Below are 15382 nucleotides of genomic sequence, written 5' to 3'. Positions count from 1 at the left end.
TAGGAGATGAACCGTATGGTAAAAACTTGGTGCGCAATTATGATGAGTGTATGTGTTTTATTATTAAGCGCCTGTGGGGGAAACACGGCTTCTAGTTCAGAAAAGCAAAAATTAGTGGTGGTGAGTTGGGGAGGGGACTATCAAGCTGCCCAGAAAAAAGCAATGTTCCAGCCATTTGTAAAAGAAACGGGTACACAATTGGTTGAAGACGGTCCAGTAAATATTGGGAAGATTAAATCAATGGTTCAAAGCGGAAATGTACAATGGGATGTTGTCGATGTTTTAGGGATGGACATTCCAAAATTGGTTTCAGCAGGCTTGGTTGAACCAATCGATTATAACGTTGTAAAAAAAGATAATTTGATTGATTCTGCTGTAAAAAAATACGCAGTCGATATCGATTATTATTCAACTGTACTTTCCTATAACGAAAAGAATTTACCGAATAATGCGATTCCAACATCTTGGGCAGATTTTTTTGATACAAAAAAGTTTCCCGGCAGTAGGGCCCTGTATAAATCACCTATCACAACATTGGAAATTGCTTTGTTGGCTGATGGTGTAAAACCAGATCAATTATATCCATTAGATGTTGACCGGGCCTTTAAGAAATTGGATCAAATTAAATCCAATATTGTTTGGTGGGAGCAAGGAGCACAACCGACACAGCTATTATCTGATAAAGAAGTAGTTTTGGCTGCAGCATGGAATGGGAGAATTGCCGGGGCAAAAGAGAACGGTCAGCCACTTGGATTTACATATGAACAAGGAATTCTCGATTCGGAATCTTGGGTGGTTGTAAAAGGTTCAAAAAATAAAAAGGCAGCGATGAATTTTATTCAATTTGCTTCACAAGGTGAGCCTCAAGCCAATTTATTGAAGGTGATCCCATACGGACCTACCAATAGAACCGCCTTTGAATCGATGGATAAAGAGTATGCCAAAACACTTCCAACGTATAAAGAGAATTTATCGAAACAAGTGTATGTGGATCCGGAATGGTGGAATAAGCATTTTGATGAAATCAATGATCGTTTTCAAGCTTGGCTAATCAAATAAGCGAAGGGATGTAGCCTGCATCCCCTTTTTTAAAAATAAGGAATGGAGGGAGAAACATGCAAACGGAAGCCAATTTAAAAAGAATTGAACATTCCACTAATAAAAAATTGAGAAAGATAGGAATAAATGGAAAAACTCTTTTATTAGTGCCCGCACTGTTGTTTTTATTGGTTTTTCTGATTATTCCTTTGATCAAAGTTTTATTGAATAGTGTTTTTGACACTGGGTTTACAACTCAATATTATAGCCGTTTTTTTAAAGAATCTGCATATTTTCTCGTCTTATGGAACACGATTAAGGTCAGCTTTTTGATTACGGGGATTACCCTGATATTGGGTTATCCAGTTAGCTACATGCTTTCATCTGTTTCGGAACAGTGGAGGAATATTCTCTTGATTTTTGTTCTCTTGCCATTTTGGACAAGTTTTCTCGTTCGAACCTACGCCTGGATGGTCATTTTACAGAAGGAAGGAATCGTTAATAAAATCTTGCTCGCGCTTGGAATTATTAGTGAGCCGTTAACACTGGTTCATAACTCTGTAGGGGTGATCATAGGGTTAACTCATGTATTGTTACCATTTATGATTCTACCTTTATATAGTGTCATGCGAGGCATTGATATGGATTTAGTAAAAGCGGCTCAAAGTTTGGGGGCAAGCCCATTTAAAACATTCTTAAAGGTATTTTTGCCGCTATCCATTCCCGGTATTGCTGCCGGATCGATTTTAGTTTTTATCATCTCAATCGGATACTATGTTACCCCCGCCTTACTTGGAGGCTCGAAGGATACGATGATTTCACAATTGATTGCGCAACAGATTGGCGAACAGTTAAATTGGGGATTTGGTTCGGCCATTGCTGTAATCCTATTAGCTGTGGTCTTCCTATTGCTATACCTTTTCAATAAATTTGTTGGAATGGATAAAATATCATTTGGTCCATAAGGAGGGGAAGCAATGAGTTTCAATAAAATTTTCATCTATTCTTTTGCAAGTCTGGTGCTTTTGTTCCTAATTGCTCCAACATTTATCGTGATACCACTTTCATTTAGTTCTTCAAGATATATGGAATTTCCGCCCCCAGGCTTTTCTTTGCAATGGTATGACTCATTTTTCTCGGATCCGGAGTGGATGGGTTCATTGTTTTTAAGTTTAAAAGTGGGAATTGCATCAATGATACTGGCAACGATTTTAGGAACCCTAGCCTCAGTGAATTTGGCAAGAAGTCATTCAAAGTGGACAGAACCAATTTATTATATTCTGATTACACCAATGGTGGTCCCTTTAATTATAATTGCCGTGGTTATTTATGGTTTCTTTGTTCGGCTAAATCTACAAGGCTCATTTTTGGGATTGGTCATTGCCCATACAATCGTGGCAATTCCGTTTGTTATCACCACCGTTTTAGGCTCACTTCGAAGTTTCGATATTCGGATTGAACAGGCAGCAATCAGTCTCGGTGCGCATCCAATTATTGCATTTTGTAAAATAACAATACCAACGATCATGCCTGCATTAATATCCGGTGCTCTTTTTGCATTCATTTCATCCTTCGATGAACTGATTATCTCGATTTTTGTATCAGATTCATTTTCAAAAACCTTACCGGTTAAAATGTGGGAAGGGATAAGGTTAGAAGTGGATCCAACACTTGCGGCCATTGCATCTGTGTTAATCTCCTTTTCGATTGCCGTATTTATTGCATTAGAAATTCTGAAAAAGTTTAGCAAAAAAAGAGGATTAGCATAAAAGAAAGGAGATTAAGATGATCAACTTTTCGCAGTATATCCAAACGATTGATTCACATACAATGGGCGAACCAACAAGAATTATTACTGGGGGAGCCCCGAGAATTTTAGGTTCAACGATGATGGAAAAGAAGCAGTATTTAGAAAGTAAGTTAGATTGGTTAAGAAAATTGTTAATGTCCGAACCGCGTGGTCATAAAGATATGTTTGGGGCAATCATTACTGATCCATGCTCTAGTGAATGTGATATTGGTGTTATATTTATGGATTCCAATGGCTATTTAAACATGTGCGGTCATGGAACGATCGGTACGATAACAACCGCATTAAACATTGGCATGATTGAGCCAAAGAATATGATTAAAGTGGATACGCCTGCAGGAATCGTCGAATGTGAGGTTGAATTTATCAATAAAAAAGTAAGTAAGGTAACGTTTACAAATGTACCGGCATTTGTTTTTGCGGAAAATGTGAATGTCTATGTTGAAGGTGTTGGCAATGTCAAAATAGATGTTTCGTTTGGGGGCAGTATTTTCGCAATAGTGAATGCAGAGCAATTTGGGCTAAAGCTTGTGAGTGAAGAACAGCAGGAATTAGTTTCCCTAGGAACGAAAATAAAAAAAGCGGCTAATGAACAGTTAAAATTTCAACACCCGCTTATGCAAGGAATCAACTCGATTGATTTGGTTGAATTCAGTTTGAAGTCACAGAAAGAAAATATCTGCTACCGAAATACTGTCGTTTTTGGCGATGGTCAAATTGACCGCTCCCCATGTGGAACGGGTACATGTGCAAAAATGGCATTACTTTTTAACCAAGGTAAATTAGATATTGGTGAAAAATTTGTACATGAAAGTATTATTGATTCTAAGTTTATCGGACAGGTTTCTGCCGTTAGCAAGGTAGGAAACTATGATGCAATTATTCCACAGATTTCAGGGTCAGCGTGGATTACGGGTATGCATCAATTTATTATTGAAAGCGAAGACCCTTATAATGAAGGATTTTTATTAGTTTGATTAGATTTTTTTAATGGCTAAGAGCTTGAAAAGTTCTTGGCTTTTTTACTTTTTGCTGTTTGAAATGTACATCGAATAGCCCGGCCGACACTTTATTCAAGTTTCATACTTTGTTCAATATTTCACAATCTACTTTTCGAAATACGTGCTATGATGAAATCACAAAAGGTAATAAGGAGTGATAAACATGATGCAATGTGATTGGAAGACCTTTTCAACTGATTCTGAGACTTATACATTGGAGACATTTGAGACGGCAGTTGGAGACGAATTTGAGGCGATGATATTCAAAGAAAATGAGCAGATTCCTTCTTATATTTGGACCGTCAATTTTGTAATCATCGTAAAAAGAAGCTCAAAGGTTCTAACAGACATATATTTTGAAAAAATACCGCGTAATCCTGTATGTGATTAAATAACTTTTTGAATAGGCATGTGAAACATTTCACAACCAAAATTATCGGAGGGATTTATAATGGCAATCGATGAAAAAGTAATGAAGCAAACTCAAACAGTGGCAGAAACAATTGATAATTTAGTTGATAATAGTTTAAAAGCATTAGAGGAATTCCGCGGTTTTGACCAAGAAACGATTGATGAAATCGTCAAACAAATGGCGTTAGCCGGACTTGACCAGCATATGCCGCTTGCAAAACTCGCCGTAGAGGAAACAAAACGAGGTGTGTATGAAGACAAAATCATCAAAAATATGTTTGCAACTGAGTATGTCTATCACAATATAAAATACGATAAAACAGTTGGGATCATTAATAAAAACGACCATGAAGGAATTATCGAAATTGCCGAGCCTGTTGGGGTAGTGGCAGGGGTTACTCCGGTTACAAATCCAACCTCGACCACCATGTTTAAGGCATTAATTTCAATTAAAACAAGAAACCCAATTATTTTTGCCTTCCACCCATCTGCACAAAAATGCAGCAGTGAAGCGGCAAGGGTTTTACGTGATGCTGCAATCAAAGCCGGTGCTCCGGAGAATTGTATTCAATGGATTGAAACACCGTCTCTTGAAGCGACCCAAACTCTGATGAATCACGGGAATATCTCGCTCATCCTTGCAACAGGCGGCGCCGGAATGGTCAAATCTGCTTACAGTTCCGGTAAACCAGCATTAGGTGTTGGACCAGGAAATGTTCCATGCTATATTGAAAAATCTGCCAACCTAAGCCAAGCCGTAAATGATTTAATTTTATCGAAAACCTTTGATAACGGTATGATTTGTGCATCAGAACAAGCCGTTATCATTGATAAAGAGATTTATAGCAACGTGAAAAAAGAAATGATCGCCAACAACTGTTACTTCCTTAATGAAGAAGAAAAAGAAAAGGTCGAAAAATTAGTGATCAATGAACATTCCTGCGCTGTAAATGCAGATATCGTCGGGATGCCTGCTTTTAAAATAGCAGAAATGGCTGGGGTAACGGTACCCGAAGGCACCAAAATTCTTATTGCGGAATTAACAGGTGTTGGACCAGCATACCCGCTTTCAAGGGAAAAATTAAGTCCGGTTTTAGCCTGCTACAAGGTGAGCGGTCTTGATGAGGGGTTAAAAAGAGCAGAAGAAATGCTGGAATTTGGCGGGTTAGGTCACTCTGCTGTCATTCATACTAATGACCAAACGGCTATTAAGGAATTTGGTATGCGGATGAAAGCAGGTCGGATAATTGTCAATGCACCATCTTCCCAAGGAGCAATTGGTGATATTTATAATGCCTATATGCCTTCCTTAACACTAGGATGTGGTACGTATGGCGGAAACTCTGTTTCTACCAATGTTGGAGCTATTCATATGATTAACATTAAAAAGGTTGCGAAAAGGAACGTGAATATGCAGTGGTTTAAGGTCCCATCCAAAATTTACTTTGAGAAAAATTCAACTCAATACTTATCAAAAATGCCAAAAATTTCAAAGGCATTTATTGTTACTGACCCTGGGATGGTAAAACTGGGTTATGTGGACCGGGTGCTCTATTATTTAAGAAAACGTCCGGATTATGTACATTGTGAAATTTTTTCAGAAGTGGAGCCAGATCCATCCATCGAAACCGTAATGAAGGGAGCAGAAATGATGGCAAAATTCCAACCGGATGTCATCATCGCGCTTGGAGGCGGTTCTGCCATGGATGCAGCAAAAGGAATGTGGCTCTTCTATGAATATCCGGATTCTGAGTTCTTTGGATTAAAACAAAAATTCCTAGATATCCGTAAGCGGATTGTGAAATATCCGAAGTTAGGTGAAAGAGCCCAATTTGTCGCGATTCCAACCACATCCGGAACGGGTTCAGAGGTAACCTCTTTCTCTGTTATTACCGATAAAGAAGCCAATATTAAATACCCGCTTGCCGACTATGAATTGACACCTGATGTAGCCATCATTGACCCGCAATTCGTGATGACTGTACCAAAGCAGGTTACGGCTGACACTGGTTTGGATGTATTAACGCATGCGATTGAAGCTTATGTTTCCTGTATGGCCAATGATTTTACTGATGGCTTGGCCATGAAAGCTATTCAATTAGTATTCGAATATTTGCCAAGAGCCTATAAAAATGGCAATGATGAAGAGGCACGTGAAAAGGTTCATAATGCTTCCACCATTGCCGGGATGGCGTTTGCCAATGCATTCCTTGGAATAAACCATAGTCTTGCGCATAAGTTGGGGGCAGAATTCCATATTGCCCATGGTCGTGCCAATGCTGTTCTTTTGCCACATGTAATTCGTTACAATGCAACAAAACCGACGAAGTTTACGGCGTTCCCGAAATACAATCATTTTATTGCCGACAAACGTTACGCCCAAATCGCTAGAACCCTTGGCCTTCCTGCCCGTACAACAGAAGAAGGTGTTGAAAGCCTTGTGCAAGCTATTATTAAACTAGCTAGAGAGCTCGATGTCCCAATGAGCTTGGAAGCCAATCATATTGATCAAGTTGAATTTGAAAGCAAAGTGGAATTTTTAGCAGATCGTGCCTTTGAAGACCAATGTACGACCGCTAATCCAAAGCTTCCGTTAGTGACGGAATTGGCAGAGATTTATCGTTTGGCTTATAAGGGTGTTTAATCTACACAAATAGAAGAGAGTCTTCCTAAGGGGAGGCTTTCTTCCTTATGATTTGAAGAAAAATGGAGATAAAAAAGAGAATAATAATAAATATTTTCTCCTTTCATTTTTCGTAAAATTCTGTTACAATCACTCGCAGGTAGGGGGTGGAATCATGGCTAGTAACTTAACAGAATTACTTGGTGCTCCATATGAAAACTTAATTGAAGCCCAAGTAGATAAAAGTCCAAGCGAAATGGTAATTTCCAATAACGGCGGCGAAACCTATTACATAGTAACGCCTGAAGTATTCGAAAGCAATCTTAAACAACAAGGTTTTGAAATCGTAGTGCCAGCCGGAGAGTGAATTTGCTCTCTGGTTTTTTTGTTGTCTTTTCATAAAACTTCCCAAAATCTAATTAAACAACAAAATATTACAAAACTATTTCATTTAGCTAACAATTTCCGACATAATCTAGCAATCTCTCCATATAGTAAGTAAACTGGAAAGGTGATTATATAGATAACGTGGGGGAGAAAATGAAAAAGAAACTTTTAACATTGGTAGCAGCTACCGTATTTGGGACTTCTTTATATAGCACTTCAGCAATGGCAATGAATATCAAGGTTAAAAAAGGAGATACCTTATCAAAGTATTCCAAACAATACCATATTTCAGTTGCTAGTATAAAATCCGCGAATAAATTAAAAAATGATCGAATCATTGTCGGTCAGAACATCAATATCCCTGTAAAAGGAAAAAGTGCCGTAAAAGCGAGTGCTACTCCGACTTCATACATATATACAGTAAAAAAAGGCGATACATTGTCAGCAATCGCGAAAAAATATCATACCACTCTAAAACAACTGAAGTCATTAAACGGTCTGAAATCAGATTTTATCAAACAGGGTCAAAAACTGAAAGTCAGCGGCAAAATGACCACTCAATCGATCAATACGAATGAAACCACTCGAACTGATGTGCAAGAATTAAATGCAGATAAGTTGATACGAGATGCTAAAGCAGTGATTGGAACTCCTTACAAATGGGGAGGAACGACACCAAGCGGCTTTGATTGCAGCGGTTTTATTTACTATGTAATTAACAAACAAAAGCCTATCTCCCGTCAGACGGTTGCGGGGTATTGGAGCATGATGAAACCGGTATCAACTTTATCGGTTGGTGATTTTGTTTATTATGAAACGTATAAATCAGGTCCTTCGCATATGGGGATTTATGTAGGGGATGGTAAGTTTATTCATGCTGGATCATCCGATGGAATTGAAATTTCCGAAATGAATAACTCTTACTGGAAACCTAAATACTTAGGTGCAAGGCGATTATAGTTTTATGGAAGGAACTCTTATTTTAAGTAAGAGTTCCTGTTTTTTATTAAGGTCATAACCTAGAAAGTCTTGTTCTTCAGCGGTTTGTTTTTTTATTGACTGGTCATGGCTGAGAAATCTGTGGCTTTTTTCAAAACTTTATCCGATACACTAACATTCGCCTTTTTAAATTCATCTTTTAATACTTCTGCGATCTTTTCCTGTGTGATCTTTGTTTCTTTCAATTGATTTGCTACAAGCAGACAATCCAAGTGCGCTGATCATAATTCCTGTGAGAATCCATTTCTTCATTTTTCCTCTCCTGAATTTTGTAATCTATCAGATGTTAAAAACTATGATATTGAATGAATATGAATAAATAATGAACAGGTTAAGAAGAATTTAAGAAGATTCTAAGAAAAAATTAACAGGGATTTAATAGAAATTTAAGGAAAGGGTAGAACCACCCACGAAAAAAACACATGTTTGGTTTTTCGATGATAGTTAACATTGATTTCTTTTGAATTTTCAGGAAAATAGATTGACATATTTTATCGAAAAATGATATAACCACAATAAGAATTTTAATAAATAAAAGCGCTAAAGTAAAAAATAATCTTAGTATGAGGGAAAAATAGGGGGAGTTACATCATGGGACAACGTAGTAAAATTTTAGACTGTACAATTCGGGATGGAGGTTTGGTTAATAATTGGGACTTCAGCGTTGAATTTGTTCAAGACTTGTATAATGGCTTAAGTGAAGCAGGCGTTGAATACATGGAGATTGGCTACAAAAATTCACCAAAGCTTCTTAAAGCAACGGAACCCAATCCATGGAGATTTCTCGACGATAACTTCTTAAAAGAAATTATCCCTGAGAAAAAGTACACGAAGCTATCTGCCTTAGTAGATATTGGTCGTGTAGATCCAAATGATATCTTACCGCGTGAACAAAGTGTCTTAGATATGATCCGAGTCGCATGCTATATCCGCGAAGTGGACAAAGGCTTAGAACTTGTAAAAATGTTTCATGATTTGGGGTATGAAACTACCCTTAACATTATGGCTTTATCGAGTGTACCTGAAAAGCAATTGATTGAAGCATTTGAATTAGTCCGAAATAGCCCTGTTGATGTGGTTTATATCGTTGACTCATTTGGAAGCTTAGATCCAGGTGATATTGAGCATCTTGTGAAAAAGTTTAAAGATATGGTTCCAAACAAAGAGCTTGGAATTCATACGCATAACAATATGCAGCTAGCATTTGCCAATACAATAGCTGCAATGCAAAACGGAGTTACTTTCCTGGATTCGTCTGTTTATGGTATGGGCCGCGCGGCTGGTAACTGCCACACAGAGCTTCTTGTCAGCTACATTCAGAAGACAAGCTATGAGCTCAAGCCAGTTCTGGGTGTCATTGAAAAACATATGCTTGAAATGCGTCAAAAGTGGGAGTGGGGCTATATCATTCCTTATATGATTTCCGGTGTCCTGAATGAACATCCACGAGTTGCTATGGCCTACCGTAATAGCGCCGATCGTGATAAATTCGTGGATTTCTATGACAAGGTCACATCACCTGAAGTTGAATTGGCGACCGTTTCAAAATAGTTGGGATTGTAAAAAAATTAAGTAAAAACCCTTCTTCCGAACTTAGGAAGAAGGGTTTTTTTCAATGAATTTAGAGTATACCCCATACGCTTCCAGCCAATTTTAACGATGTGCTTAATCTTATTCCATATAAGTTCCGTTACACCTGTTCTGGTATTCTATAAATAAAATGGAGATATTTTTATTCATAGGATCTAAGAAATAAAGTTCCCTTCTATATCCGGCTTTAATTTTCTCAATGGGTTTAAGATTATGTAATGAAAATGCCAACACTTAAAAACCCTCCAAAAAGGAGGGAATGGTACTCCAATATGAAGCTTTTCAATCCTGCTGTACCATCAAGGATTATTATTTTTCGCCTTGTTTCCTGCCCAAATCGCTAAAATAAGAAGGATGACTCCAAAAATGATGCTGTTCCATAAGGCGCCGGTGTTGTCAGTAAAGTTGTATACCCATGGCGAGAAAAATAACCATATACCAATTAAACCTGAAAGCCATAGCTGCCACATCAAATATCGACCACCTTCCAAAGAAGATTCGAATATTGGAGTACTTATCAAATTCTATTCACGTTTTTTAAAAAACATTACCATAACCTTAAGAACAATTTTTAAAGTAAATTCGCCGATCAAGAAAAAACGAGTGAAGCATAGCATATAATTTTAAACATGTATTTTAAATTATTTATTGTAACATTAGAAGAAAATGGCTGAAATTAAAAGATCAGAAAGGATAGGATTTAAAGCTAAAGTATAGTTGGGCGAGAGTATCAAATTTTAAAATTTCCTTCTCGCTTACATCGTTTGGAGGTTACTATTTTTGGGGAATCAAAGAGGTAATTCTATCCTATTATTATTTGTCGTGTTTGGCGGTTTTTTTATTTTTGGTCTATCCGAAAACATTAAAGGCCCCGCATTACCAATCATGCAATCCGAATTCAAGCTGCATGAATCTCAGCTTGGTTTCTTGCTTGCCCTAAATTCCCTTGGATATTTGCTTGCTTGTTCTTTCACATCAAGCCTCTCTAATATGATAGGAATTAAATGGACAGGAATCCTCGCATTTGGCTCGATGGCATTGGCAGGCATATTCATGTTTCTGTCTAAGGGGTATACAACCTTAACACTATCCTATTTTATGTTATATCTGGGAAACGGCATCCTCGAAATTGGACTTGGAATTATGGCTGCCCGGATATTTACCAAGAACACGGGGACGATGTTGAACCTGTCCCACTTTTTCTACGGACTCAGTTCAATTGGGGCTCCTATTTTGGGTGCATCGATGATGGGCTGGAATGTTCTGGGTGGAGAACTTGGCTGGAGGGGCATGTATTTGATTATCCTATCACTATCCATTTTACCAATCATTCCATCACTTTTAGGGAGGTTTCCGGAGGAGCATCAAAAAGATGGAGAATCTACATCGTTTCGCAATCTATTTCGAGACCCGATCGCATGGATGATTGTGGCCATCCTTTCATTTGGAGTGGTTTCAGAAATTTCGATTGGAAGCTGGCTTGTATATTATCTGGAAAATGCTTATGATTGGTCATTAAAAAAAGCTTCAGGAATGCTTTCTTCCTTTTTCCTATTTTTTACCCTTTCAAGGCTGTTTGTCGGACCTATTACAGATAAAATTGGTTATGCCCTTTCTATTATGATTTTTTCGGCTTTTTCAGGTGTATGCAGTCTAGCAGCTGTTTTCAGCGGAGAAAAAGGTGCGATTCTTTTTGCTATTGCCGGTATAGGGATTGCTCCAATCTATCCAACCGTGATGGCGCTCCTTGCTAAACAGTATTCTAAAGGAGTAGGGACAGCGATTACTTTTACGGTGACTATCTTGGGGATTTCTAGCATTTTTGGGAATTTGCTTGTCGGTTTTATCATCGATTTTTTCAATCGGGTATTGGGGCAGGGGAGTGAACTTTTTGGTCTTCAAGCTGGTTATGTTTTTATTGCAGGAATGGCTATTCTATGCTCTGTTTGCAGTATGTTTTTATATAAAATTTTCCGAAACCGAAAAAAGGTTGAAGGGAAGGAAAAACGGTATGGGGATTTCCCAATTTATTAAGTACCGGTAAGCCTATAGTAAAAAAGACCACAATACTAAAACAAGAAACCCTTGCAATAGCAAGGGTTTCGTTTCGTATAAAATCTTCCTATCGGAGCCATGTCAATCTTACAGTACCTGCTGAGGGTTTAAAATTCTATAGCGACCCATTTAAGGAAACGCAGTTTACAAACGCAATAAGAAAATACTTTCTATTTGGAACTTTTGAATATTAAGTTGACAAATGTACAATATAAAAAAGTCTTCTGGATAACATTATGAATACATTTTGGATCAAGAAATAATTATTTTGTTCATTTGAGGTGAATATAACATGCCAATGTTGAATGTCGATGGGAATAGCCTATATTTTTCTGTTAAAGGAAAAGGGATTCCTATTTTATTTATTCATCCTCCTGTACTCACTTCTATTAACTTTGAAAACCAAATAAAGGAATTATCACAATATTTCCAAGTAATTACTTTTGATATTAGAGGTCATGGAAAAAGTCAGTATTCAAGCAAACCAATCACCTATCCGCTTATCGTTAGTGATATAAAACAACTATTAAATCATCTAGAAGTCAAAAAGGCTTTTATATGCGGCTATTCTGCGGGAGCATCTATCGTATTAGAATTTTTATTAACTTCTAAAGAACAAGCATTAGGAGGAATTGTAATAAGCGGTATGTCTGAAATTAGTGATTGTAGGTTAATGAAGAGAATTTCTTTTGCAATAAAGCTTGCGCAGGCACGGGCTGTATCTGTTTTGGCATGGTCAATCTCTTGGAGCAACTCAATTACCCAAAAACTTTTCATAAAGATGTTTATGGATTCAAAAAAAGGAGATCCGAGGAACATAGTTCAATATTACAAGTATTGTTTGAATTATAATTGTACCTCTCAACTAGGGAATATTAATATTCCGGTTATGTTAATCTATGGCAAGTTGGATAAGCCATTTTATAATTACGCTAGGTTATTACATGAGAAATTACCATGTAATGAACTAATGTTCATTGAAAATGCAGACCATCGAATTCCTACAAAATCATCAAATGCATTAAATGAAATCATTAATCAGTTTATTAAGAAACATACTTCAACTGAAAAAACAGAGGTGAATCTTTATGGACGTTAAGCTTTTTCAGGCAATAAATTTTCTTTCTGGACGTTCTTTAATATTAGATAAAATTATGATATTAATTTCAAACAGGGTTCGGTATGTATATATCCTTATTTTAATCATAATGTTTTTTAAAAAATATGATTACAAAAAAATGTCTATGGATGCAGGAATCTCTGTGCTTATTAGCTTAATGATAAATATAATAATTAAGTTATTTTATTTTAAGCCACGACCATTTTTAAAAAGACGTGTACGGATACTCATTCCCTCAAAAATGGATTCTTCTTTTCCAAGTAAACATACTTTACTTGTTTTTGCAGTTTCAACTACGGTCTTTTTATATCATCGCTGCCTTGGCTTAATAATGTGGGGGCTGTCTTTACTCACAGGGTTATCTCGAATTTGGGTAGGGCACCATTATCCATCTGACATTATTGGTAGTGCCTTTCTGGGATCATTTACAAGCATGTTCCTCCACAAAATATCACGTTTTCAAAAATAATTTTATAAGAACAACTTTTGCTTAGATTTAAAATTGCACCACCCTTTTTTGTTCTTTATAAGGTCACAAGCATATTGTTCAACTTTTTTTATAATATAAACGATAGGTTTATAATTAAACCTTCTTGATGCAATCATTTTATGATAAAGTTCCATTTTGAATGAATAAGGGCGTAGGTTTTTACCTACGCCCAAGTTTTTTTATAAGTAAATATCATTGGTTTTACATTTTCTTCTTAAAAATAGGATGTTTTCGTAAACTTTGTTGCTATTTATCCAAAAAGAAAAGTGGTTGATTTCCGCTCCAGGATGCTCGCTTTCCGCGGGGCGGGCGGTGAGCCTCCTCGGCGCTTGCGCCTGTGGGGTCTCACCTGTCCCGCTGCTCCCGCAGGAGTCTCGCACCTTCTGCTCCAATCAACTTCTCAGAAAATCTATTTAAAAACAACAATCTTTTAGAAAACAGCCTAAAAATAATACATGTACATATATTTATAGTAAAAACAAAAAAAGGTGATTTTTAGCTTGCAGAAATTATTTGCTACACTTTTAGGTAGTTTACTATTGAGTCTAGGTATAAACGGTTTTTTAGTTCCACATCATTTGTTAGATGGAGGAATTACTGGAATCGCTCTTGTTCTGCATTATTATACTGGATTTCCAACAGGTTTATCTTTATTTCTTTTAAGCATCCCTTTGTGTATCTATACGTGGTTTTATAGGCGGATATTTTTTTACAATAGCTTTTTAGGATTAATTATTGTTTCTATTAGTATTGATTGGTTAGAACCTTTAAGAAACCAATTCTTGCTTTCTATTTTTACCAGTGTGTTACTAGGGGGGATTTTCATTGGCTTAGGAGTTGGAATTATGCTTCGATATCAGACAAGCACTGGAGGAACAGACTTATTAGCCCAAATATTATCGGAGATTTTTTCCATAAATATTGGGGTCATTATATTGATTATTGACGGTCTAATAGCATTGGCAGCTTTTAATATGATTGGGATCAAATCCGTTCTTTTTTCTTGTTTAGCCATTTTCATCATTGGAACGATTACTTCCTTGATTGCAAAACCTTATAGTCATTAGAAAAGTTGTTTAGACTTTGGAATGATCCTTTCCTAATTCTTTTTGCAATAACTTATTATGCAGTTTGGAAAGGAAAAGTAATGCAAGGATTGTACCAGTTAAGGTTAATACCATATCCCACTGTGCATCCCATATATCGCCCTGGTTTCCTAAAAAGTTTTTAGCAGTTTTTCCTCCTTTATCTATTATAAAATACAACCATTCAATAATTTCATACATAGCTGAGATGGCAAGAGAAATACTTGTAGTAATCCAAAATAACCAGGTACCTTTTGTTAATGGGGTTTTCCTTAATAATAATTCTCTTATTACAATGCTAAACATGCCTTTTATAAAATGTCCAAATCGATCGTAATGATTTCTTTTAAAATCGAAAGTATCCTTAATCCAATTAAATAAAGGAACCTTTGAATAGGTGTAATGGCCGCCGACAAACATTAAAACAGCCATAATAGCAATAATGAAATAAGAAAGGGTAGTAAGACGGAACTTTTTGTATGTTGAAAGTAGAATAATCAAAACGATAATGGCAGGAGTGGCTTCTAATAACCATGATAAAAGGCTGTGGGGTTTGATTATGGACCAAATAAAAACGGCGAGAACAATCAGTAATAACAGAACATGAGTGGTGATGATACTCTTTCCCTTCATTTCTTCTATCACTCCTAAATGCTTTACTCCAAGTAATGATAAGGACGCTGAAAAAAGCTTTATTATAAAAAATACTTTTTACTAATCATTATTTTTCATAAAAAATTGAAATTACAAAAGTAGTATGTGAAATAATTTGT

At 36.6% G+C, this 15382-nt stretch carries 16 protein-coding genes; 13 read left to right on the top strand and 3 right to left on the bottom strand.

The genetic code is table 11. The features are described from left to right. The first annotated feature begins 15 nt into the window (after nt 1-15). From J2Y67_RS01210 to J2Y67_RS01175, 8 genes are all read left to right on the top strand, one after another. Nucleotides 16-1059, top strand: a complete 1044-nt coding sequence (locus J2Y67_RS01210; RefSeq protein WP_310169704.1) for an ABC transporter substrate-binding protein — start codon at nt 16-18, stop codon at nt 1057-1059. 56 nt (nt 1060-1115) lie between these two features. Continuing rightward, nucleotides 1116-2003: an ABC transporter permease gene (locus J2Y67_RS01205; protein WP_310169703.1), complete on the top strand. Its 888-nt coding sequence runs from the start codon at nt 1116-1118 to the stop codon at nt 2001-2003. Between the two features lie 12 nt (nt 2004-2015). After that, a complete protein-coding gene (locus J2Y67_RS01200; protein WP_310169700.1) occupies nt 2016-2807 on the top strand; it encodes an ABC transporter permease in 792 nt (263 codons plus the stop codon). Nucleotides 2808-2823: 16 nt separating this feature from the next. Continuing rightward, nucleotides 2824-3825 carry a proline racemase family protein gene (locus tag J2Y67_RS01195; RefSeq protein WP_310169698.1) on the top strand — a complete coding sequence of 334 codons (1002 nt, stop codon included), beginning with the start codon at nt 2824-2826 and terminating at the stop codon, nt 3823-3825. Between the two features lie 187 nt (nt 3826-4012). Further along, the gene (locus tag J2Y67_RS01190) at nt 4013-4240 is read left to right on the top strand and encodes a hypothetical protein (protein ID WP_310169696.1); all 228 of its coding nucleotides are present in this window, start codon (nt 4013-4015) and stop codon (nt 4238-4240) included. 60 nt (nt 4241-4300) lie between these two features. Further along, nucleotides 4301-6904, top strand: a complete 2604-nt coding sequence (gene adhE / locus J2Y67_RS01185) for a bifunctional acetaldehyde-CoA/alcohol dehydrogenase (protein WP_310169694.1) — start codon at nt 4301-4303, stop codon at nt 6902-6904. Between the two features lie 154 nt (nt 6905-7058). Next, nucleotides 7059-7250 (top strand): hypothetical protein, encoded by a 192-nt coding sequence (locus tag J2Y67_RS01180; protein WP_310169692.1) that lies wholly within the window; start codon nt 7059-7061, stop codon nt 7248-7250. A 173-nt stretch (nt 7251-7423) separates the two neighbouring features. Further along, on the top strand, nt 7424-8230 hold the full coding sequence (locus J2Y67_RS01175) for a C40 family peptidase (protein WP_310169689.1): 807 nt from the start codon (nt 7424-7426) through the stop codon (nt 8228-8230). A 92-nt stretch (nt 8231-8322) separates the two neighbouring features. Here J2Y67_RS01175 and J2Y67_RS01170 read toward each other — a convergent pair whose 3' ends face one another. After that, nucleotides 8323-8454, bottom strand: a complete 132-nt coding sequence (locus tag J2Y67_RS01170) for a hypothetical protein (RefSeq protein WP_310169687.1) — start codon at nt 8452-8454, stop codon at nt 8323-8325. A gap of 406 nt (nt 8455-8860) precedes the next feature. On the opposite strand from J2Y67_RS01170, the gene J2Y67_RS01165 reads away from it, so the two are divergent. Continuing rightward, on the top strand, nt 8861-9820 hold the full coding sequence (locus J2Y67_RS01165) for an aldolase catalytic domain-containing protein (protein ID WP_310169685.1): 960 nt from the start codon (nt 8861-8863) through the stop codon (nt 9818-9820). 338 nt (nt 9821-10158) lie between these two features. Here the strand turns inward: J2Y67_RS01165 and J2Y67_RS01160 are convergent, their stop codons facing one another. Next, complete coding sequence (locus tag J2Y67_RS01160; protein WP_310169684.1) at nt 10159-10329, bottom strand: SPW repeat protein; 171 nt, start codon at nt 10327-10329, stop codon at nt 10159-10161. A gap of 310 nt (nt 10330-10639) precedes the next feature. Between J2Y67_RS01160 and J2Y67_RS01155 the strand changes: the two genes are divergently transcribed. From J2Y67_RS01155 to J2Y67_RS01140, 4 genes are all read left to right on the top strand, one after another. Continuing rightward, entirely contained in the window at nt 10640-11893 is a 1254-nt protein-coding gene (locus J2Y67_RS01155) for an MFS transporter (RefSeq protein WP_310169682.1), read from the top strand. Between the two features lie 313 nt (nt 11894-12206). Then, on the top strand, nt 12207-13013 hold the full coding sequence (locus tag J2Y67_RS01150; RefSeq protein ID WP_310169681.1) for an alpha/beta fold hydrolase: 807 nt from the start codon (nt 12207-12209) through the stop codon (nt 13011-13013). After that, nucleotides 13003-13503: an undecaprenyl-diphosphatase gene (locus J2Y67_RS01145; RefSeq protein WP_310169679.1), complete on the top strand. Its 501-nt coding sequence runs from the start codon at nt 13003-13005 to the stop codon at nt 13501-13503. The genes J2Y67_RS01150 and J2Y67_RS01145 overlap by 11 nt, the downstream gene beginning before the upstream one ends. Nucleotides 13504-14024: 521 nt before the next feature. Further along, a complete protein-coding gene (locus J2Y67_RS01140) occupies nt 14025-14591 on the top strand; it encodes a YitT family protein (protein WP_310169678.1) in 567 nt (188 codons plus the stop codon). A 9-nt stretch (nt 14592-14600) separates the two neighbouring features. On the opposite strand, the gene J2Y67_RS01135 is transcribed toward J2Y67_RS01140, so the two are convergent. Then, complete coding sequence (locus J2Y67_RS01135) at nt 14601-15242, bottom strand: DUF2238 domain-containing protein (RefSeq protein ID WP_310169677.1); 642 nt, start codon at nt 15240-15242, stop codon at nt 14601-14603. Nucleotides 15243-15382 lie beyond the last annotated feature (140 nt).

This window comes from Neobacillus niacini, assembly GCF_031456445.1.
GTDB lineage: Bacteria > Bacillota > Bacilli > Bacillales > Cytobacillaceae > Neobacillus > Neobacillus niacini_I.
This window is presented reverse-complemented; position numbering and strand designations above follow the sequence as displayed.